Origin of the sequence: Bradyrhizobium sp. SZCCHNGR1005 (genome assembly GCF_032489995.1) — a bacterium.
Lineage (GTDB): Bacteria > Pseudomonadota > Alphaproteobacteria > Rhizobiales > Xanthobacteraceae > Bradyrhizobium.
Map to the genome: position 1 here is coordinate 785,072 of NZ_JAUEZC010000002.1, position 19,345 is coordinate 804,416.

At 63.9% G+C, this 19,345-nt stretch carries 16 protein-coding genes; 13 read left to right on the forward strand and 3 right to left on the reverse strand.

The window, feature by feature from the left end; all coding sequences use genetic code 11:
- Window positions 1-11 precede the first annotated feature (11 nt).
- From QXZ85_RS09755 to QXZ85_RS09810, 12 genes are all read left to right on the forward strand, one after another.
- On the forward strand, window positions 12-644 hold the full coding sequence (locus QXZ85_RS09755) for an arylesterase (protein ID WP_315703128.1): 633 nt from the start codon (window positions 12-14) through the stop codon (window positions 642-644).
- 210 nt (window positions 645-854) lie between these two features.
- Window positions 855-1,391 (forward strand): RNA 2',3'-cyclic phosphodiesterase, encoded by a 537-nt coding sequence (gene thpR / locus QXZ85_RS09760; protein ID WP_315702086.1) that lies wholly within the window; start codon window positions 855-857, stop codon window positions 1,389-1,391.
- 144 nt (window positions 1,392-1,535) lie between these two features.
- Window positions 1,536-2,717, forward strand: a complete 1,182-nt coding sequence (zapE, locus tag QXZ85_RS09765) for a cell division protein ZapE (RefSeq protein ID WP_315742607.1) — start codon at window positions 1,536-1,538, stop codon at window positions 2,715-2,717.
- Between the two features lie 242 nt (window positions 2,718-2,959).
- A complete protein-coding gene (gene mdh / locus QXZ85_RS09770) occupies window positions 2,960-3,928 on the forward strand; it encodes a malate dehydrogenase (protein ID WP_315702084.1) in 969 nt (322 codons plus the stop codon).
- A gap of 140 nt (window positions 3,929-4,068) precedes the next feature.
- Window positions 4,069-5,265 (forward strand): ADP-forming succinate--CoA ligase subunit beta, encoded by a 1,197-nt coding sequence (sucC, locus tag QXZ85_RS09775; RefSeq protein ID WP_315702083.1) that lies wholly within the window; start codon window positions 4,069-4,071, stop codon window positions 5,263-5,265.
- A 5-nt stretch (window positions 5,266-5,270) separates the two neighbouring features.
- On the forward strand, window positions 5,271-5,747 hold the full coding sequence (locus QXZ85_RS09780) for a DUF1579 family protein (protein WP_315702082.1): 477 nt from the start codon (window positions 5,271-5,273) through the stop codon (window positions 5,745-5,747).
- Between the two features lie 228 nt (window positions 5,748-5,975).
- Window positions 5,976-6,860 carry a succinate--CoA ligase subunit alpha gene (gene sucD, locus QXZ85_RS09785; RefSeq protein ID WP_315702081.1) on the forward strand — a complete coding sequence of 295 codons (885 nt, stop codon included), beginning with the start codon at window positions 5,976-5,978 and terminating at the stop codon, window positions 6,858-6,860.
- A gap of 137 nt (window positions 6,861-6,997) precedes the next feature.
- On the forward strand, window positions 6,998-9,955 hold the full coding sequence (locus tag QXZ85_RS09790) for a 2-oxoglutarate dehydrogenase E1 component (protein WP_315742608.1): 2,958 nt from the start codon (window positions 6,998-7,000) through the stop codon (window positions 9,953-9,955).
- Between the two features lie 130 nt (window positions 9,956-10,085).
- Entirely contained in the window at window positions 10,086-11,324 is a 1,239-nt protein-coding gene (gene odhB / locus QXZ85_RS09795; protein ID WP_315702079.1) for a 2-oxoglutarate dehydrogenase complex dihydrolipoyllysine-residue succinyltransferase, read from the forward strand.
- Window positions 11,325-11,389: 65 nt separating this feature from the next.
- Complete coding sequence (locus QXZ85_RS09800) at window positions 11,390-12,136, forward strand: SDR family oxidoreductase (RefSeq protein ID WP_315702078.1); 747 nt, start codon at window positions 11,390-11,392, stop codon at window positions 12,134-12,136.
- A gap of 50 nt (window positions 12,137-12,186) precedes the next feature.
- Window positions 12,187-13,590 carry a dihydrolipoyl dehydrogenase gene (gene lpdA / locus QXZ85_RS09805; RefSeq protein ID WP_315728057.1) on the forward strand — a complete coding sequence of 468 codons (1,404 nt, stop codon included), beginning with the start codon at window positions 12,187-12,189 and terminating at the stop codon, window positions 13,588-13,590.
- A gap of 124 nt (window positions 13,591-13,714) precedes the next feature.
- Window positions 13,715-14,245 carry a hypothetical protein gene (locus tag QXZ85_RS09810; RefSeq protein WP_315728055.1) on the forward strand — a complete coding sequence of 177 codons (531 nt, stop codon included), beginning with the start codon at window positions 13,715-13,717 and terminating at the stop codon, window positions 14,243-14,245.
- A gap of 19 nt (window positions 14,246-14,264) precedes the next feature.
- On the opposite strand, the gene QXZ85_RS09815 is transcribed toward QXZ85_RS09810, so the two are convergent.
- Both QXZ85_RS09815 and QXZ85_RS09820 read right to left on the reverse strand, forming a co-directional pair.
- Window positions 14,265-14,855 (reverse strand): DUF4337 domain-containing protein, encoded by a 591-nt coding sequence (locus tag QXZ85_RS09815; RefSeq protein ID WP_315702075.1) that lies wholly within the window; start codon window positions 14,853-14,855, stop codon window positions 14,265-14,267.
- Window positions 14,856-14,947: 92 nt separating this feature from the next.
- Window positions 14,948-15,940, reverse strand: coding sequence for a tyrosine recombinase XerC (locus QXZ85_RS09820; RefSeq protein ID WP_315761766.1), 993 nt, complete (start codon window positions 15,938-15,940; stop codon window positions 14,948-14,950).
- A gap of 111 nt (window positions 15,941-16,051) precedes the next feature.
- On the opposite strand from QXZ85_RS09820, the gene QXZ85_RS09825 reads away from it, so the two are divergent.
- Window positions 16,052-18,262, forward strand: coding sequence for a primosomal protein N' (locus QXZ85_RS09825; RefSeq protein WP_315767653.1), 2,211 nt, complete (start codon window positions 16,052-16,054; stop codon window positions 18,260-18,262).
- 237 nt (window positions 18,263-18,499) lie between these two features.
- Here QXZ85_RS09825 and QXZ85_RS09830 read toward each other — a convergent pair whose 3' ends face one another.
- The gene (locus tag QXZ85_RS09830) at window positions 18,500-19,036 is read right to left on the reverse strand and encodes a septal ring lytic transglycosylase RlpA family protein (protein WP_315702072.1); all 537 of its coding nucleotides are present in this window, start codon (window positions 19,034-19,036) and stop codon (window positions 18,500-18,502) included.
- Between the last annotated feature and the right edge of the window lie 309 nt (window positions 19,037-19,345).

The window sequence follows — 19,345 nt, forward strand, 5'->3', positions numbered from 1 at the left end:
GGCGGATGGCCGTGCACATACTCGTGTTGATGCTCGGATTGATGACGGCAGGCCCGGCGCTCGCCGGGGCCGACGCCGCGAAGCCGATAAAGGTGGTGGTACTCGGGGATTCCTTGAGTGCAGGACTTGGCCTCGCCGGCAACGAGGCATTTCCGGCCAAGTTACAAAAATCCCTGCAGGACAATGGTATAGCTATCGACATGACGAATGCCGGCGTGTCCGGCGATACTGCGTCCGGTGGCCGTGACCGGCTCGATTGGTCGGTGCCCGACGGCACCGATGCCGTGATCGTCGAGCTCGGGGCCAACGACGCCCTCCGCGGCATCGATCCCGCAGTGACCCGCAAGGCCCTGACCGAGATCGTGACCCGGCTGAAGGCGCGAAAGATTGCGGTGATGTTATGCGGCATGCTCGCGCCGCCGAACTATGGCAGCGAATACGCGGCGAAGTTCAACGCGATCTATCCGGATCTCGCCAAGCAATTCGATGTGCCGCTCTATCCATTCTTTCTCGAAGGCGTTGCGGCTGACCCCAAGCTCAACCAGGCCGATGGGCTTCATCCCACCGCGGCTGGGGTCGACATCATCGTCGCGAAGATGCTGCCTACGGTAGAGGCATTCCTGCGCCCGCTTCGCGGACAATGAGCGGGCTACGAGCTTTGGAAGGCGCGCGTTAACCTGAGATAGAGCGAAACTCCAAGGTTTTCCGCAGGTTTTCGATCGGTTAACGCCCGTTGCTTCGCAGAGTCATATAAGTTCGGTACAAGTGTGTACTGGACGATTCGTCGATCAACTTTGGAGGCTTGATCCCGTTGTCTTGCGGGGGCAGCCTCAAGCATCGGGAGTCCTCAAACGATGCCGCGTCTGTTCACTGGACTGGAAATCCCGGCCGATATCGGCAGCACACTTTCCAGTTTGCGGGGTGGCCTTCCCGGCGCCCGCTGGGTCGATCCCGACAATTATCACGTGACCCTGCGTTTCATCGGCGACATCGATGGCGCCTCCGCCAATGAGATCGCTTCGTTGCTGTGGCGGGTCAACCGCAAGCCCTTCGAGGTCACGGTGCAGGGGCTCTCCAGCTTCGGCGGCCGCAAGCCACGTGCGGTGGTCGCCAATATCGCGCCAAGCCGGCCGCTGATCGAATTGCAGGCCGAGCTCGAGCGCATGATGCAACGGATCGGGCTCGATCCCGAGGGACGCAAGTTCGTCCCGCATGTGACGCTGGCGCGGCTGCATGATGCTTCCAGCCAGGACGTTGCCGATTACCTGTCGGTGCGCGGCTATTTCCCGAGCCGGGTGTTCCTGGCCGAGCGCTTCGTGCTGTTCTCTTCGCGCGCGTCGACCGGAGGCGGACCCTACGTCGTCGAGGATGCCTACCAGCTCTGCGCGTAAATTCGCCGAACCGCCGCCGATTGCTGGTGGAAACGGCAGGTTCTTTGCCTGCCGTATACCAAAGCCGGCGATGATGACCGCATAGCGGCCACGACCAAATGACGGCTTGCAATTTTAGCAAGCCTCATGACCTAGAGTGGGCTCATGTTGTCCACTCCGTCCGACGCGTTTCGCGCCCAGTACCAATCCCTCATCGATTCCGGCGCTATCGAGGCCGATCCCGCGCAGTCGGAGGTCGCCGATGCCTTGGCCGCGCTGGAGCGCCGGCTGTCGACCTACAAGCCCGCGCGCAAGCAGGGCCTTTTGGGCCGGCTGTTTTCCGAGAAGAGCGAGCCGCCGCGCGGCCTCTATGTCCACGGCGAAGTCGGTCGCGGCAAGACCATGCTGATGGACCTGTTCTTTCAGACCTGTCCGGTGGCGCACAAGCGCCGCGCTCATTTCCACGAATTCATGGCCGACGTGCATGAGCGCATCTATGGCTATCGGCAGAACATTGCGCGCGGCGAGCTTGCCGATACCGACGTGATCGGGCTGACCGCAAACGCCATCTTCGACCAGGCATGGCTGCTTTGCTTTGACGAATTCCATGTCACCGACATCGCAGACGCGATGATCCTCGGGCGATTGTTCGCCAAGCTGTTCGAGCTCGGTACGGTCGTCGTCGCCACGTCGAACGTGGCGCCGGAGGATCTGTACAAAGGCGGGCTGAACCGGGCGCTTTTCCTGCCGTTCATCAAACAGATCGAAGACCATATGGAGGTGGCACGGCTCGATGCCCGCACCGACTTCCGGCTCGAGAAGCTAGCCGGCGTCAAGATGTGGCTGGTGCCTGCCGATATCGATGCGCGGGCCGCGCTTGACAAGGCTTGGGCGAAGCTGACCGGCAATGCCAGGTGCAGGCCGCGCGACATTGCGATCAAGGGGCGCACGCTTCACGTGCCGTGTTCGGCGCCGGGAGTCGCCCGCTTTTCCTTCGCCGAATTGTGTGAGAAGCCGCTGGCCGCATCCGACTATCTACGGCTCGCGCACGACTATCACACCATCTTGGTCGACCATATTCCAGTGATGGATTACCCTGAGCGTAACGCTGCGAAGCGGTTTGTGACGCTGATCGATGCGCTCTACGACAATGCCGTGAAGCTGATCGCCTCCGCCGAAGCCAACCCGGTGTCGCTCTATCTCGCGAACGAGGGGATCGAGGCGATGGAGTTCAAGCGCACCGCGTCGCGGCTGATCGAGATGGGTTCGGAATCCTATCTCGCCTTGCCCCACGGCCGAAAGGACTCGACCGCCAGCGGCACGTCGACCGGCCTGGTCGAAACCTGACAGAGCGGCGGTGTCGGAGTGCAATGGGCGGGCAAAGCCTGCCATCGAACACACGGCCGTGAAAACGCCATGCCGGTGCGGCCAATGACGATCCCTGCCGGCTTTTTCAGGGGCTGATCGAAATGAAGGCAGCCCCTCGAATTGGCCATTAGCCTGACTTGAATGGCCTCGGCGAAAGGGATAACCAGCCACCCAGGCTTTTCCACCTCCCTCCACCCGTTCGGGTTCAAAGGACATTTCTCATGGCGCGCGACAAGATTGCTTTGATTGGCTCCGGTCAGATCGGCGGAACGCTGGCTCACCTCATTGGCCTGAAAGAGCTTGGCGACGTCGTTATGTTCGACATTGCGGAAGGCGTGCCGCAGGGCAAGGCGCTCGACATCGCTCAGTCCTCGCCGGTCGATGGCTTCGATGCCCACTACAGCGGCGCCAATTCCTATGAGGCGTTGGACAACGCGAAGGTCTGCATCGTCACCGCGGGCGTGCCGCGCAAGCCCGGTATGAGCCGCGACGATCTGCTCTCGATCAATCTGAAGGTGATGGAGCAGGTCGGCGCCGGCATTAAGAAATACGCGCCCGACGCCTTCGTCATCTGCATCACCAACCCGCTCGACGCGATGGTCTGGGCGCTGCAGAAGGCCTCCGGCCTGCCGGCCAAAAAGGTGGTCGGCATGGCGGGCGTGCTCGACTCCGCGCGCTTCCGCTATTTCCTGGCCGACGAGTTCAACGTCTCGGTCGAGGACGTCACGGCTTTCGTGCTCGGCGGCCATGGCGATACCATGGTGCCGCTGACCAAGTACTCGACCGTGGCCGGCATTCCGCTGCCCGACCTCGTCAAGATGGGGTGGACCTCGCAGGCCCGTATCGACGAGATCGTCGACCGCACCCGCAACGGCGGCGCCGAGATCGTCAACCTGCTGAAAACCGGCTCGGCCTATTACGCGCCGGCGGCCTCAGCGATCGCGATGGCTGAGAGCTACCTGCGCGACAAGAAGCGCGTCCTGCCCTGCGCCGCCTACCTCAACGGCGAGTTCGGCGTGAAAGACATGTATGTCGGCGTTCCCGTCGTGATCGGCTCCAAGGGTGTCGAGCGCGTCGTCGAGATCGAACTCGCCGGCAAGGATCGCGAGGCGTTCGACAAGTCGGTTGCTGCGGTGCAAGGTCTGGTCGACGCCTGCCGGAAGATCGCGCCTGAACTGTTGGGCAAGTAAGCTTGGGCAAGTTTGCGTGACTGCGGGCGGTCTCCTCCGCCCGCAATCATGGGGTTGTCCGACGTTTGGTATATGGTATACCAGACCGTAGAGTTGGAACGTTGCAATTCACCCCAGGCGGGGTCGGGGAGCATGCTCGTATGAACATTCACGAATACCAGGCCAAGGCGCTGCTGCATCAATTCGGTGTGCCGATCTCGAAGGGTGTGCCGGTGTTGCGGCCGGAGGATTCGGATGCCGCAGCCAAGACGCTGGGTGGTCCGATCTGGGTGGTGAAGAGCCAGATCCATGCCGGCGGGCGCGGCAAGGGCAAGTTCAAGGAGGCCTCGGCCGGTGACAAGGGCGGCGTCCGCCTCGCCAAGTCGGTCGAAGAGGTGAATACGTTCGCCAAGCAGATGCTCGGCGCGACCCTGGTCACCGTGCAGACCGGCCCGCAGGGCAAGCAGGTCAACCGCCTCTACATCGAGGAAGGCTCCGACATCGATAAGGAGTTCTACCTCTCGATCCTGGTCGATCGCGAGACCTCGCGGGTCGCCTTCGTCGTGTCCACCGAAGGTGGCGTCAACATCGAGGACGTCGCTCATGAAAGCCCCGAGAAGATCGTCACCTTCTCGGTCGATCCGGCCACCGGCGTCATGCCGCATCACGGCCGCGCCGTGGCCAAGGCGCTGAAATTGTCGGGTGATCTCGCCAAACAGGCCGAGAAGCTGACGATCCAGCTCTACAACGCCTTCGTCGCCAAGGACATGGCGATGCTCGAGATCAATCCGCTGGTCGTCACCAAGCAGGGCCAGCTGCGCGTGCTCGACGCCAAGGTCTCGTTCGACTCCAACTCGCTGTTCCGGCATCCTGACGTCGTCGAACTGCGCGATGAGACCGAGGAGGACGCCAAGGAGATCGAGGCGTCGAAGTACGATCTGAACTACGTCGCGCTCGACGGCACCATCGGCTGCATGGTCAACGGCGCGGGCCTTGCCATGGCGACGATGGACATCATCAAGCTATACGGCATGGAGCCGGCCAACTTCCTCGACGTCGGCGGCGGCGCCAACAAGGAGAAGGTCACCGCGGCCTTCAAGATCATCACCGCGGACCCCAACGTGAAGGGCATCCTGATCAACATCTTTGGCGGCATCATGAAGTGCGACGTCATTGCCGAGGGCGTGGTCGCTGCGGTCAAGGAAGTCGGTCTCAAGGTGCCGCTGGTCGTGCGGCTCGAAGGCACCAATGTCGAATTGGGCAAGAAGATCATCAGCGAGTCCGGCCTGAATGTGCTGCCGGCCGACAATCTCGATGACGCCGCGCAGAAGATCGTCAAGGCGGTGAAGGGAGCCTGAGTCCGATGGCGGACCGTCTCGCCGCACCAATGCCGACGGAGGAGCACCGCAGGCTTGCGGTGTTCGCCGGCGAGTGGCGCGGCGAAGAGACGGTCTACCCGTCACGGTGGGTCGAGGGCGGCGAGGCGACCTCGCAGGTCTCGGCCCGCATGGACCTCAACGGCTTCTATCTGATCCAAGACACCAGGCAGACTCGCGGGGCCGCGGAAAGCTTCGCGACCCACGCGGTCTTCACCTATGACCGCGAGGATCGGCTCTACAAGCTGTTCTGGCACGATTCACTCGGCTATTTCGCGCCGTCGCCGGCGTCAGGCAGCTGGAGCGGAAACGCGCTGGTGCTGGTCCGCGGCTCGCTGCGTGGCAACGCGCGTCACGTCTACGAAGTAATCGACGACGACAGCTATACCGCGAGGATCCAGTTCTCGCCGGATGCCGAGGGCTGGTCCGACGTGATGACTGGCATCTATCGGCGGAGCGCCTGATGCCGATCTCGACCGAAGATTGGGCCTGATATGGATCAGTCGTCCTGGATGCTCGTGATGAGCTGGGTCCCCTTCGTCGTCCTGATGACAGCGTGGCTGCTGATCCGGCGGCCTTGCATGCGATGGGTCGTGGCCCGGTTCGGTCCGGCCGGCGATGGCAACAAATCGAAGTCCTAAGCATCAAAGTTCCCAAGCAATTCAAGGTTCAACCGAAAAGCAGGTCCACGCATGTCCATCCTGATCGACAAGAACACCAAGGTCATCTGCCAAGGCTTCACCGGCAAGAACGGCACATTCCACTCGGAGGCCGCGGTCGCCTACGGCACCAAGATGGTCGGCGGCACCTCGCCGGGCAAAGGCGGCTCGACCCATCTGGGCCTGCCGGTGTTCGACACCGTGCGCGAAGCGCGCGATGCGACAGGCGCCGACGCGTCGGTGATCTACGTTCCGCCGCCGGGTGCAGCCGACGCCATCTGTGAGGCGATCGATGCAGAGATCCCGCTGATCGTGTGCATCACCGAGGGCATCCCGGTGCTCGACATGGTGCGGGTCAAGCGTTCGCTGCAGGGCTCGAAGTCGCGGCTGATCGGGCCGAACTGCCCGGGCGTCATGACCGCCGGCGAGTGCAAGATCGGCATCATGCCGGCCAACATCTTCCGCCCCGGCTCGGTCGGCATCGTCTCCCGTTCGGGTACGCTGACCTATGAAGCCGTGTTCCAGACCAGCCAGGAAGGCCTCGGCCAGACCACGGCAGTCGGCATCGGCGGCGACCCGGTCAAGGGTACCGAGTTCATCGACATGCTGGAAATGTTCCTGGCGGACCCCAAGACGGAGTCGATCATCATGATCGGCGAGATCGGCGGCTCGGCGGAAGAGGACGCCGCGCAGTTCATCAAGGACGAAGCCAAGCGCGGCCGCAAGAAGCCGATGGTCGGCTTCATCGCCGGCGTCACGGCCCCTCCCGGCCGCCGCATGGGCCATGCCGGTGCGATCATCTCCGGCGGCAAGGGCGATGCCGGCTCGAAGACCGCAGCGATGGAAGCGGCCGGTATCACCGTGTCGCCATCGCCCGCCCGTCTCGGCAAAACGCTTGTCGAAAAATTGAAATCCTAATTCAGTGCTTTGTTCTTTTCGGCGCGAATATTTACAATAAATAAGGTAAACGGTCCTAACCGAGCCTGATCCGCGCTAGCGGGTCAGGCTTTGCGCCGCTTTTTGATTGGCGCAGCGAAATTCACCAGGACGACACCATGTCTCGCCAAGATGCGAACGCAGCTTTTGCTCTGTCATCTTTTCTGCAGGGCACCAACGCCACCTACATCGACGAAATCTATGCCCGTTATGAGAAAGACCCCGCCTCGGTCGATGCCGACTGGCAGGCGTTTTTCAAAAGCCTGAAGGATACCCCCACCGACGTCATCAAGAATGCAGAGGGTCCGTCCTGGGAGCGCGCCAACTGGCCGGTTGCTCCGCGGGATGATTTGACCTCGGCGCTCGATGGCAACTGGGCGGAGGTCGAAAAAGCGGTCGGGACCAAGGTCGCAGCGAAGGCGCAGGCCAAGGGCGTCGAACTTTCGGCTGCGGACATCAATCAGGCGACCCGGGACTCGGTGCGGGCATTGATGCTGATCCGCGCCTACCGCATGCGGGGCCATTTCCACGCCAAGCTCGACCCGCTCGGTATCGAGGCACCGCGCAACCGCGAGGAGCTCGATCCACGCTCTTATGGCTTTGCGGAAGCCGACTTCGACCGCAAGATCTTCCTCGATCACGTGCTCGGGCTTGAATACGGCTCGCTGCGCGAGATCGTCGCCATCTGCGAGCGCACCTATTGCCAGACGCTCGGCGTCGAGTTCATGCATATCAGCAATGCGGCGCAGAAGGCCTGGATCCAGGAGCGCATCGAGGGTCCCGACAAGGAGATTTCCTTCACCCGCGAAGGCCGGCGCGCCATCCTGATGAAGCTGGTCGAGGCCGAAGGCTTCGAAAAGTTCTGCGACGTCAAGTTCACGGGCACCAAGCGCTTCGGTCTGGACGGCGGCGAGGCGCTGATCCCGGCGCTGGAGCAGATCATCAAGCGCGGCGGCAATCTCGGCATCAAAGAGGTCGTGGTCGGCATGCCGCATCGCGGCCGGCTCAACGTGCTGACCCAGGTGATGGGCAAGCCGCACCGCGCGCTGTTTCACGAGTTCAAGGGCGGCTCGGCCAATCCGGACGCGGTCGAAGGCTCCGGCGACGTCAAGTACCACCTCGGCGCGTCGTCCGATCGCGAGTTCGACGGCAACCGCATCCATCTGTCGCTGACCGCCAATCCGTCGCATCTGGAGATCGTCGATCCCGTCGTGCTCGGCAAGGTCCGCGCCAAGCAGGATCAGCACGGCGATCCGCCGGACATGCGCATCTCCGTCCTGCCGCTGCTGATGCATGGCGACGCGGCCTTCGCCGGCCAGGGTGTGGTCGCCGAGTGCTTCGCGCTGTCCGACCTGAAGGGCTACCGCACCGGCGGCTCGCTGCACTTCATCGTCAACAACCAGATCGGCTTCACCACCTATCCGCGCTATTCGCGCTCGTCGCCCTATCCGTCGGATGTGGCGAAGATGATCGATGCGCCGATCTTCCACGTGAACGGCGACGATCCGGAAGCCGTGGTGTTCGCGGCCAAGGTCGCAACCGAGTTCCGGCAGAAATTCCACAAGCCCGTCGTGATCGACATGTTCTGCTATCGCAGGCACGGTCACAACGAGGGCGATGAGCCGGCCTTCACCCAGCCGGTGATGTACAAGAAGATCGGCGCCCATCCGAGCACGCTGGAGATCTACTCCAAGCGCCTCGTCGCCGAAGGCGTGATGACCGAGGGCGAGATCGAGAAGGCCAAGGCCGATTGGCGCGCCCGGCTCGATGCCGAGTTCGAGGCCGGTGCCAGCTATCGTCCGAACAAGGCCGACTGGCTCGACGGCAAGTGGGCCGGGCTGAAGTCGGCGGACCAGGAAGAAGAAGCCCGTCGCGGCGTCACCGGCGTCGAAATGGACAGGCTGAAGGAGATCGGCCGCAAGATCACCAAGGTGCCGGACGGTTTTCGCGTCCACCGCACGATCCAGCGCTTCCTCGAGAATCGCGCCAAGGCGATCGACAGCGGCGTCGGGCTCGACTGGGCGACCGGCGAGGCGCTGGCGTTCTGCACGCTGCTCCTGGAAGGCCACAAGGTCCGCCTTTCGGGACAGGATTGCGAGCGCGGCACCTTCTCGCAGCGCCATTCCGTTCTGATCGACCAGGAAGACGAGAGCCGCTACACCCCGTTCAACCATCTGGCGCCGGAACAGGAGCATTTCGAGGTCATCAACTCGCTCCTGTCCGAAGAAGCGGTGCTGGGCTTCGAATACGGCTACTCGCTCGCCGAGCCGAATGCGCTCGCGTGCTGGGAGGCGCAGTTCGGCGACTTCGCCAACGGCGCCCAGGTGGTGTTCGACCAATTCATTTCTTCGGGTGAGCGCAAGTGGCTGCGCATGTCGGGCTTGGTCTGCATGCTGCCGCATGGCTATGAGGGCCAGGGACCGGAGCACTCCTCCGCGCGTCTGGAGCGCTATCTGCAGATGTGCGCCGAGGACAACATGCAGGTGGTCTATCCGACCACGCCGGCGAACTACTTCCACGTCCTGCGTCGCCAGCTGCATCGCGAAATCCGCAAACCCTTGATCCTGATGACGCCGAAGTCGCTGCTGCGCCACAAGCGCGCTGTGTCGCGGCTCGACGAACTCGCCAAGGGCACGACGTTCCACCGCATCCTGTACGATGACGCCCAGATGCAGCCGGACGAGAAGACCAAGCTGGTCTCGGACGATCGGATCCGCCGCATCGTGCTGTGCTCCGGCAAGGTCTATTACGACCTCTACGAGGAGCGCGAGAAGCGTGGTCTCGACGACGTCTACCTGATGCGCATCGAGCAGCTCTATCCGGTGCCGCTGAAGGCGCTGGTCGCCGAGCTGTCGCGCTTCAAGAACGCGGAAGTCGTCTGGTGTCAGGAAGAGCCGCGCAACATGGGTGCCTGGCACTTCATCGAGCCCTATCTGGAGTGGGTGCTGAACCAGGCCGGTGGCAAGAGCAAGCGTCCGCGTTATGCCGGTCGCGCTGCGTCGGCTGCGACCGCCACCGGGTTGATGTCGAAGCATCTCGCCCAGCTCAAGGCGCTGCTTGACGACGCGCTCAACTGATCCATTCCTCGTGGCCCGCGCAGGCGGGCCACTCAGTACGCGTAGCACCATCTGTTCGTACTGGATCGCCCGCGCCCGCGAGCGATGACACTCTTGTTTATGACCGCACGGGGTTATTGAGGACAAAACCATGACTGAAATTCGCGTTCCGACGCTCGGTGAATCCGTCACCGAGGCTACCATCGGCCGCTGGTTCAAGAAGGCTGGAGACGCCGTGGCGGTGGACGAGCCGCTCGTCGAGCTCGAGACCGATAAGGTCACCATCGAGGTGCCATCGCCCACGGCAGGAACGCTCGGCGAGATCGTGGCCAAGGACGGCGAGACGGTCGCCGTCGGTGCACTGCTCGGACAGATCAATGACGGCGCCGTCGCCGCCAAGCCCGCTGCAGCCCCGGCCAAGCCGGTCGCGTCGGCGGCCCCGCCGGCTGCGACAGCGACTGCACCGGCTGCCAAGGCTCCGCCGGCGGATGCGCCGCTGGCGCCGTCGGTGCGCAAGCTTTCCGCCGAGAGCGGCATCGATGCCACCACGGTGCCGGGCTCCGGCAAGGATGGTCGCGTCACCAAGGGCGATATGCTGGCGGCGATCGAACGGGCGGCGTCGGCGCCGACCCCCGTCAATCAGCCCGCCGCGGCCGTCCAGGTTCGTGCGCCGTCGCCGGCTGACGATGCCGCGCGCGAAGAGCGCGTGAAGATGACGCGCCTGCGCCAGACCATCGCGCGCCGCCTCAAGGACGTGCAGAACACCGCGGCGATGCTCACGACCTTCAATGAGGTCGACATGAGCCACGTGATGGCGCTGCGCGCGCAGTACAAGGACGTGTTCGAGAAGAAGCACGGCGCCAAGCTCGGCTTCATGGGCTTCTTCACCAAGGCCGTGGTGCAGGCGCTCAAGGACATCCCGGCGGTCAACGCCGAGATCGACGGCAGTGACCTGATCTACAAGAACTACTATCACATCGGCGTCGCCGTCGGCACCGACAAGGGCCTGGTGGTGCCTGTCGTGCGCGATTGCGACGGCAAGTCGATCGCCGACATCGAGAAGTCGATCGCAGATTTCGGCCGCCGCGCCCGCGATGGCCAGCTCAAGATCGACGAGATGCAGGGCGGCACCTTCACGATCACCAATGGCGGCATCTACGGCTCGTTGATGTCGACGCCGATCCTGAACGCGCCGCAGTCGGGCATTCTCGGCATGCACAAGATCCAGGAGCGGCCGATGGTGGTCGGCGGCAAGATCGAGGTGCGGCCGATGATGTATCTGGCGCTGTCCTACGATCACCGGGTGATCGACGGCAAGGAGGCGGTGACCTTCCTGGTGCGCGTCAAGGAGAGCCTGGAGGATCCGGCACGACTGGTGCTGGATCTCTGAGACCTCATCGTCCGGTTCATATGAGGCGCGCCAAGAGCGCGCCTCATAGCTTAACGGGGGCTACCATGAGCGACAGGGTTGCAGTCATCACCGGCGGCAGTCGCGGCATCGGCCGCGCCACGGCACTCGCGGTCGCCGCACGCGGTTTCAAGGTCGTGATCGGCTATGCCAGCAACGAGGCCGCGGCCAAAAGCGTCGTTGCGGCGATCGAGGCGAAGGGCGGCAAGGCCATCGCGGTCAAATGCGACGTCGGTCATGAGCGCGACATCCTTGCTCTGTTCAAGGCGGCGGACGCGTTCGGTACGCTGGGAGCGCTCATCAACAATGCCGGTATCGTCGGCCCGACCTCGCGCGTCGACGAGATGAGCGCCGAACGCATCGAGCGGCTGATGGCGGTCAACGTCACCGGCAGCATCCTCTGCGCGCGCGAGGCGGTGAAGCGGATGTCGACCCGCCATGGCGGCAAGGGCGGTGTGATCATCAACCTGTCTTCCGTCGCCGCCAAGCTCGGCTCGCCTAATACCTATGTCGATTATGCCGCCTCCAAGGGCGCGATCGATTCTTTTACGGTCGGCCTCGGTCATGAGGTCGCGGGCGAGGGCATCCGCGTCGCAGCCATTCGTCCCGGCCTGATCGATACCGAAATTCATGCATCCGGCGGCGAACCGGATCGTGCGCATCGTCTTGCTCCGATGGTGCCGATGAAGCGCGTCGGCACTGCCGAGGAAATCGCCAACGCCATCGTCTGGCTGGTGTCGGACGAGGCCTCCTACGTCACCTCAGCCATCCTCGACGTGTCCGGCGGCCGCTGACGCTCGCTCTCCAACTCATCCCACGAACTAATCCCACGGAAAATTCGATTATGGCCACTTACGATCTCATTGTCATCGGCACCGGACCCGGAGGTTACGTCTGCGCGATCCGCGCGGCGCAGCTCGGCATGAAGGTGGCGGTGGTTGAGAAAAACGCGACGCTCGGCGGCACCTGTCTCAACGTCGGCTGCATGCCCTCGAAGGCGCTGTTGCATGCCTCCGAGATGTTCGAAGAGGCCGGGCATTCCTTTGCAAAGATGGGCGTCAGCGTCCCGGCGCCGAAGCTCGATCTGCCGTCGATGATGAATTTCAAGCAGCAGGGCATCGACGGCAACGTCAAGGGCGTCGAGTTCCTGATGAAGAAGAACAAGATCGACGTGCTCCACGGCAAGGGCAAGATCTTGGGCTCCGGCAAGGTTCAGGTGACGGGCCAGGATGGTGCCAGCCAGACGGTCGAGACCAAGAACATCGTGATCGCGACCGGTTCCGACGTCGCGCGCCTGAAGGGGATCGAGATCGACGAGAAGCGCATCGTCTCATCGACCGGCGCGCTGTCGCTGGAGAAGGTGCCTTCGAGCCTGCTCGTGGTCGGCGCCGGCGTGATCGGCCTCGAGCTCGGTTCGGTGTGGCGCCGCCTCGGCGCGCAAGTCACCGTGGTCGAATTCCTGGACCGTATTCTCCCGGGAATGGATGGTGAGATCGCCAAACAGTTCCAGCGTATCCTCGAAAAGCAGGGCTTCGCGTTCAAGCTCGGCGCCAAGGTCACGGGCGTGAACACCGCGGGTGCGAAGCTTGCCGCGACCATCGAGCCGGCCGCCGGCGGCAGCGCCGAGACGCTGGAAGCCGACGTCGTGCTGATCGCGATCGGCCGCGTTCCTTACACGGAAGGACTGGGCCTGCAGGAAGCCGGCGTCACGCTCGACAATCGCGGCCGGGTGCAGACCGATCATCACTTCGCGACCAATGTGCCGGGCATCTATGCGATCGGCGACGTCGTCGCCGGCCCCATGCTCGCGCACAAGGCTGAAGACGAAGGCGTCGCGGTCGCCGAGATTCTCGCGGGCCAGGCCGGACACGTGAACTACGACGTGATTCCCGGCGTGGTGTACACGACGCCGGAAGTCTCTGCCGTCGGCAAGACCGAGGACGAGCTGAAGCAGGCCGGTGTCGCTTATACCGTCGGAAAGTTTCCGTTCACTGCGAATGGCCGCTCGAAGGTCAACCAGACCACCGACGGGTTCGTCAAAATTCTGGCGGATGCGAAGACCGATCGCGTGCTCGGCGTGCATATCATCGGCCGTGAGGCCGGCGAATTGATCCACGAAGCTGCCGTATTGATGGAGTTCGGTGGCTCGGCGGAGGATCTGGCGCGCACCTGTCACGCGCATCCGACGCGGTCGGAAGCCATCAAGGAGGCGGCGCTTGCGGTCGGCAAGCGTGCCATCCATATGTGATCGAGGCCCTGAGGCATGATTGCACGACCATGAGTCGCGCGATCATGCTGCCAGCAGGCAACGCGCAGTGCTGCGTCATTTGGCCGTATTGCGCTTGCCTGTTGCGGGGCTGAGATGGAGTTTCATGCTGCGCCGCCTGCTTCAGCCGTTCTGGGTCCTGCTTGCGATCATCTTCCTGATCGAAGCTTGGCTGTGGGACCACCTCGAGCCGATCGTGGCGCGCGTGGTCGCTCTCATTCCGCTCCGCGCCCTCAAGCAATGGCTCGCAGAGCGAGTCGATAGCCTGTCGCCGGCGATGAGCTTGATCGTCTTCATCGTGCCGGTCATTCCGCTCTTTCCGCTCAAGCTGGCCGGCATGTGGCTCCTGATGCACCAGCACTGGACCAGCGCCGTCTTCACGATCCTGTTCGCGAAGTTCCTGGGCGTCGGCATCACCGCTTTCGTGTTCGACGTGACGCGCAACAAGCTGTTGCAGATGGCCTGGTTCGAATGGCTCTATGAAGCGGTCCTGGCGCTCCGCGCCAAGGCGGCCGCGCTCGTCAATCCGATCAAGGCGCGGATCGTCGAGATCATCCGAGGACACCGCGACGGCTGGTCGTCCCGCGTACTGCGGCTGATCATGCGCTTCCGCAAGAGCGTGCAGCAGGCGCGCTGACCTGCCGCCGCGGCGGCTTTCAATGCAAATGCAGCAGATGCGGCTCGAAGATCCCGAGCACGGTCATTCCAATCCCGACCAGCATAAGTCCGCCCGAGATCCAGGCCAGCGCCAGCATGCCGGTGATGATGGTGGCCGAGGCCAGCACGATCGCGATCTGGAAGGCGGCTGATGCCAGTTCGTAGTGATGGTATTTGTCGGTAGCGAGGTTGCGCTCCTCTTCGGCGTGCTTGGCGCGTTCGGCCAGTTGTTCGCTGCCCTCGCCGGTGTCGGGCTCGGAGCGATAGCGCGAGGCGTTCTTCTGCCAGTCGTCGATCTGCTTCTGCAGTGCCGCCTTGGTCGTCTCGTCCGGCAAAGCCGGCAGGTTGAGCTTGCCCTGTTCGGCTGCGGTCTGCACCACGGTGCGGCGGATCGTCTTGGCCTGGAAGAACGCCCAGAGGTTCGAGGCCTCGACATTCTTGCTGATCGATTCGGTCTGTGCGCCCTTACCCAGGGTCTCCGATAGTGCCAGGCACAGCGCGATGACTGAGATCAGCAGCGCGATCTTCTTGTTCTCGCTCGATGCATGCTCGGCGTGTTCGGCATGCTCCATGCTTTCATGTGCGCTCATCTGTTCCCCCTCCGGATGGTCAGAGGACGAATGCCGGAACGGCGAGGGCAGCGCAAGCGAAACGATATGACGGAAACGTGTCGGCGACTAAGTCAGCGCCGCGGATGCGCCGAGGCGTAGACCTCGAGCAGTCGTTCAGAGTCGATGCCGGTATAGATTTGCGTCGTCGACAGAGATGCGTGGCCGAGCAGTTCCTGGATGGCGCGCAAATCGCCGCCGCGCGAGAGCAGGTGCGTCGCGAAGGAATGGCGCAGCGCATGCGGCGTGGCGCTATCGGGCAGGCCCAGCGCGCCGCGCAGCCGCTCCATCGCCAGCTGGATGATGCGCGGGCTCAACGGGCCCCCCTTGGCGCCGACGAAGATCGGGCCCTCCGCCGGTAGCGGGTAGGGACAGAGCGAGGCATATTCATCGATCAGCTGCAGCACGTTCTGCAGCACCGGGACCATGCGGGTCTTGTTGCCCTTGCCGGTCACCACCAGCACGTCGCCTTCGCCGGGACGCGGCACCTCGCGACGCTTCAGGCCGAGCGCTTCCGAGATGCGCAGCCCCGACCCATAGAGCAGCGCCATCACGGCGGCATCTCGCACCAGCACCCAGGTCTCGCGCGTCTCGCCGGCGCGTTCATCGGCATCGGTCACGCGCTTGGCCGCATCCATCGGCAGCGGCTTTGGCAGGCTCTTGGCGATCTTCGGCGCACGGATCGCAGAGAATGCCCCGACCTTGCCCTTGCCTTCCCGCTCCAGGAAGCGGGCAAATGACCGCAGCCCCGCGAGCGCGCGCATCAGCGAGCGCCCGGCGATGTCGTCGGCGCGGCGCATCGCCATGAAGGCGCGGATATCGGTGGCTTCCAGCGCGGCGAAGCGTGCCAGCGTGACTCGCTCACCCCAGTGCTCGCACAGGAACTGTAGGCATTGCCTGAGGTCCCGCGCATAGGCCTCGACCGTCTTCGGCGACAGCCGCCGCTCGCTGCGCAGATGTGCGAGCCAATGCATCATCGCCTGCGACAGGCTGGCGTCGGCACAGACGAGCTCTGGCGGTTCGGGCGTCGTGATCGCTTTCTCTGGCTTGTTCTCTGCCTTGGCCATGGCGTTCTGGACAGCGCTGGTGATCTGACTATATCGCATTGCCTTCGTTTACCATTCGCTAACCGCTCGCGGCCGCGCTAGCCTCGATGGCCACAGGAACCGATTCCGTTCATGGACCGCGCGACGAATCCTCATCCAGGCGCTGCCGCGTCGACCCGCGTGGTCGACGTCCTGGTGCCGGTCGCGCTCGACCACACCTATTCCTATCGTGTGCCGCGCGGCCTGGAGTTGAAGCCGGGCGACGTGGTCGGCGTGCCGCTCGGGCCGCGCGAGGTGCTGGCCGTGGTCTGGGCGGACAACGCCAATCCCGATCCGCGCCTGCACAACCGCCTGAAGGATGTCTCCGAGAAGCTCGAGGTGCCCCCGCTCAAGGAGGAGCTGCGGGCACTGGTCGACTGGGTTGCGAATTACACGCTGTCGCCGCGCGGCATGGTGCTGCGGATGTCGCTGCGCATGGGCGAGCATCTGGGACCTGAACGCATCCGGCTTGGGGTGCGTCTGGTCGGCGAGGCGCCGAAGCGGCTGACGCCGGCGCGACGCCGCGTGATCGAGGCGGTGTCCGATCGCCTCCTGCACGGCAAGTCCGATCTCGCACGCGAGGCAGGCGTGTCGACCGGCGTCATCGACGGTCTCGTCGACGAAGGCACGCTCACCGTCGAAGCCATGCCGCGCGCCTTGCCACCGCCGCCGCCCGATCCTGGTTTTGCGCAACCGGAGTTCTTCCGCGAGCAGCGCGCGGCTGTCGATGCGATGCGCGCGCTCGCCGCCAACGGCACCTTCCATGTCGCGCTGCTCGACGGCGTCACCGGCTCGGGCAAAACGGAAGTGTATTTCGAAGCCGTGGCTGAGACGATCCGCCGGGGCAAGCAGTCGCTGATCCTGATGCCGGAGATCGCGTTAACCGGCCAGTTCCTCGATCGCTTCGCGCGCCGCTTCGGGGTGCGGCCGCTGGAATGGCATTCCGAGCTGACGCCGCGGACGCGCCAGCGCAATTGGGCCGCGATCGCGGCCGGCGAAGCACCGGTCGTGGTCGGCGCGCGCTCGGCGCTGTTTCTGCCCTATGCCGATCTCGGGCTCATCGTCGTCGATGAGGAGCATGACCAGGCCTACAAGCAGGACGAAGGCGCGCATTATCATGCCCGCGATATGGCCGTGGTGCGTGGGCACATCGCCAAGATTCCGGTCGTCCTGGCTTCGGCCACACCCGCAGTCGAGACCGAGGTCAATGCGCGCAAGGGACGCTATCAGCGCGTGGCGCTGCCCTCGCGTTTCGGCGGCCAGCACATGCCGCATATCGAAGCCATCGATCTGCGGCGCGAGCCGCCGCCGCGTGGCCGCTTCGTCTCGCCGCGGCTCGCCGGCGAGATCCGCAACGCGATCGAACGGCGCGAGCAGGCGCTGCTGTTTCTCAACCGCCGCGGCTATGCGCCGCTGACTTTGTGCCGCGCCTGCGGCCATCGCTTCGCCTGCACCATCTGCGACGCTTGGCTGGTCGATCACAGATTTCGTCAGCGCCTGGTCTGCCATCATTGCGGCTTCTCGATGCCGCGTCCGCCCACCTGCCCGCATTGCGCGGCGGAGCAGTCGCTGGTTGCCGTCGGTCCCGGCGTCGAGCGCCTGCAGGAGGAGGCGGCGGCGCTGTTTCCGGAGGCGCGCAGCATGGTGCTGTCGAGCGACCTCATCACCTCGATCGAGACCATGCGCGCCGAACTGACGGAGATTGCGGAGGGCCGCGTCGACATCATTATCGGCACCCAGCTCGTGGCAAAAGGCCATCATTTCCCCCGCCTCAATCTGGTTGGCGTGGTCGATGCCGATTTGGGTTTGAGCAACGGCGATCCGCGCGCGGCAGAGCGCACTTGGCAACTCCTCAACCAGGTGATCGGGCGCGCCGGCCGCGACCAAGGCCGCGGCGTCGGCTATCTGCAGACGCATCAGCCGGAGCATCCGGTGATGAAGGCGCTGGTCGCCTGCGATCGCGAGGCGTTCTATGCGAGCGAGATCGAGGCGCGTGAGCGCACCGGCTATCCGCCGTTCGGCCGGCTGGCGAGTCTGATCATTTCGGCCGGCGACCGGCCCACCGCTGAGGGCTTTGCGCGTCAGCTGGCCACGACGGCGCCGCGCGAAGAGGGGGTAACCTTATTGGGGCCGGCCGAGGCACCGCTCGCCGTCATCAAGGGCCGCTATCGTTTCCGGCTGCTGCTGAAATCGGCGCGCAATTTCGATCTATCGGATTATCTGCGCCATTGGCTGGCGCATGCGCCGAAGCCGAAAGGCAATCTGAAGCTCGAAGTGGACGTCGACCCGCAGAGCTTCTTGTAGCACGTTGCTTGTTGCGCTCCCTCCGCCGCTCATAGCCAGCGGAGCGACTTGTCCGCCGAAGCCCGAAGCAATCCAGGATGGTCCAGGGTGGAAGGCCTGGATTGCTTCGGGGCTTCGCCCCTCGCAATGACGGTGCGAACGGGGCGGCGGTATCGACCTCAGCCTGCAGCCTTCGACCGTCATGCACATCTGGCGCATGGAGCAGACGGCGGTGCTGAGGGAGAAGAGGCCTGCGTCTTACGAAACGACTTCGGCGGTGACGCGGCCGACGCCTGCGCGGGTCAGGCCGATGGCGCGGGCCGCGCCGGTCGAGAGGTCGAGCACCCGGCCACGGATGAACGGGCCGCGATCGTTGACGGTGACGATCACGCTCTGACCGCCATGGGTGACGCGCAGCTTGGTGCCGAACGGCAGCGAGCGATGCGCGCAGGTCATGGCATTGGAGTTCATGCGCTGGCCCGAGGCGGTGCGGCTGCCGGATTCGCTGCCGTAGTAGGAGGCCATGCCCGAGAAGGTCCGGCCGGAGCCCGAGTTCGATCCGATCGAGGCGTTGGCGTTCACCCAAGATCCATTCGACCAGCCGTTCGCGAACGACTCCGACGCCGCCTCGCCGCTGGGGCGGGCCATGTGGTGGTGATGGTGGCGATGATGGTGATGCCTGGTCCGGGCCGACGCCTCGGTGGCGGTGCCGCCGACGATCAGGGTGACGGCGACGGCGAGCGCAGTTCGCGAGCCGGCAATCTTGGCGACCGGCAGCTTCTTCAGTTTCAGCATCTACAACGGTTCCTTTAGGGTAGTATTGCCACGTTCTGTGGTCAGTTGACCCCCGTCAGTTTTGAGCGATCGCCGTTTGGTGGCGCAATGCGGCACGAATGGGGCAGTAGATTTCGTTCCCACGCCGCGGAAATATTCTGTGGCGGCGTACATTGATCCAGGAAAATTCCGTAATCTTGTACGTTAACTGGAAATTAACGACTAAAATACTTTATAATACTGTCAAAGAAAGTCTTTATCGTTTCGGGTAAGTTTTCGCCAAATATTGCGCCTGTAACGCGCGCAGGGCGCCCACGGGTCGAAAATGGC

Coding starts and splice junctions, on each gene's coding strand:
- thpR (WP_315702086.1), top strand. CDS start 855: ATGCCGCGTCTGTTCACTGGACTGGAAATCCCGGCCGATATCGGCAGC.
- zapE (WP_315742607.1), top strand. CDS start 1,536: ATGTTGTCCACTCCGTCCGACGCGTTTCGCGCCCAGTACCAATCCCTC.
- mdh (WP_315702084.1), top strand. CDS start 2,960: ATGGCGCGCGACAAGATTGCTTTGATTGGCTCCGGTCAGATCGGCGGA.
- sucC (WP_315702083.1), top strand. CDS start 4,069: ATGAACATTCACGAATACCAGGCCAAGGCGCTGCTGCATCAATTCGGT.
- QXZ85_RS09780 (WP_315702082.1), top strand. CDS start 5,271: ATGGCGGACCGTCTCGCCGCACCAATGCCGACGGAGGAGCACCGCAGG.
- sucD (WP_315702081.1), top strand. CDS start 5,976: ATGTCCATCCTGATCGACAAGAACACCAAGGTCATCTGCCAAGGCTTC.
- QXZ85_RS09790 (WP_315742608.1), top strand. CDS start 6,998: ATGTCTCGCCAAGATGCGAACGCAGCTTTTGCTCTGTCATCTTTTCTG.
- odhB (WP_315702079.1), top strand. CDS start 10,086: ATGACTGAAATTCGCGTTCCGACGCTCGGTGAATCCGTCACCGAGGCT.
- QXZ85_RS09800 (WP_315702078.1), top strand. CDS start 11,390: ATGAGCGACAGGGTTGCAGTCATCACCGGCGGCAGTCGCGGCATCGGC.
- lpdA (WP_315728057.1), top strand. CDS start 12,187: ATGGCCACTTACGATCTCATTGTCATCGGCACCGGACCCGGAGGTTAC.
- QXZ85_RS09810 (WP_315728055.1), top strand. CDS start 13,715: ATGCTGCGCCGCCTGCTTCAGCCGTTCTGGGTCCTGCTTGCGATCATC.
- QXZ85_RS09815 (WP_315702075.1), bottom strand. CDS start 14,855: ATGAGCGCACATGAAAGCATGGAGCATGCCGAACACGCCGAGCATGCA.
- QXZ85_RS09820 (WP_315761766.1), bottom strand. CDS start 15,940: ATGGCCAAGGCAGAGAACAAGCCAGAGAAAGCGATCACGACGCCCGAA.
- QXZ85_RS09825 (WP_315767653.1), top strand. CDS start 16,052: ATGGACCGCGCGACGAATCCTCATCCAGGCGCTGCCGCGTCGACCCGC.
- QXZ85_RS09830 (WP_315702072.1), bottom strand. CDS start 19,036: ATGCTGAAACTGAAGAAGCTGCCGGTCGCCAAGATTGCCGGCTCGCGA.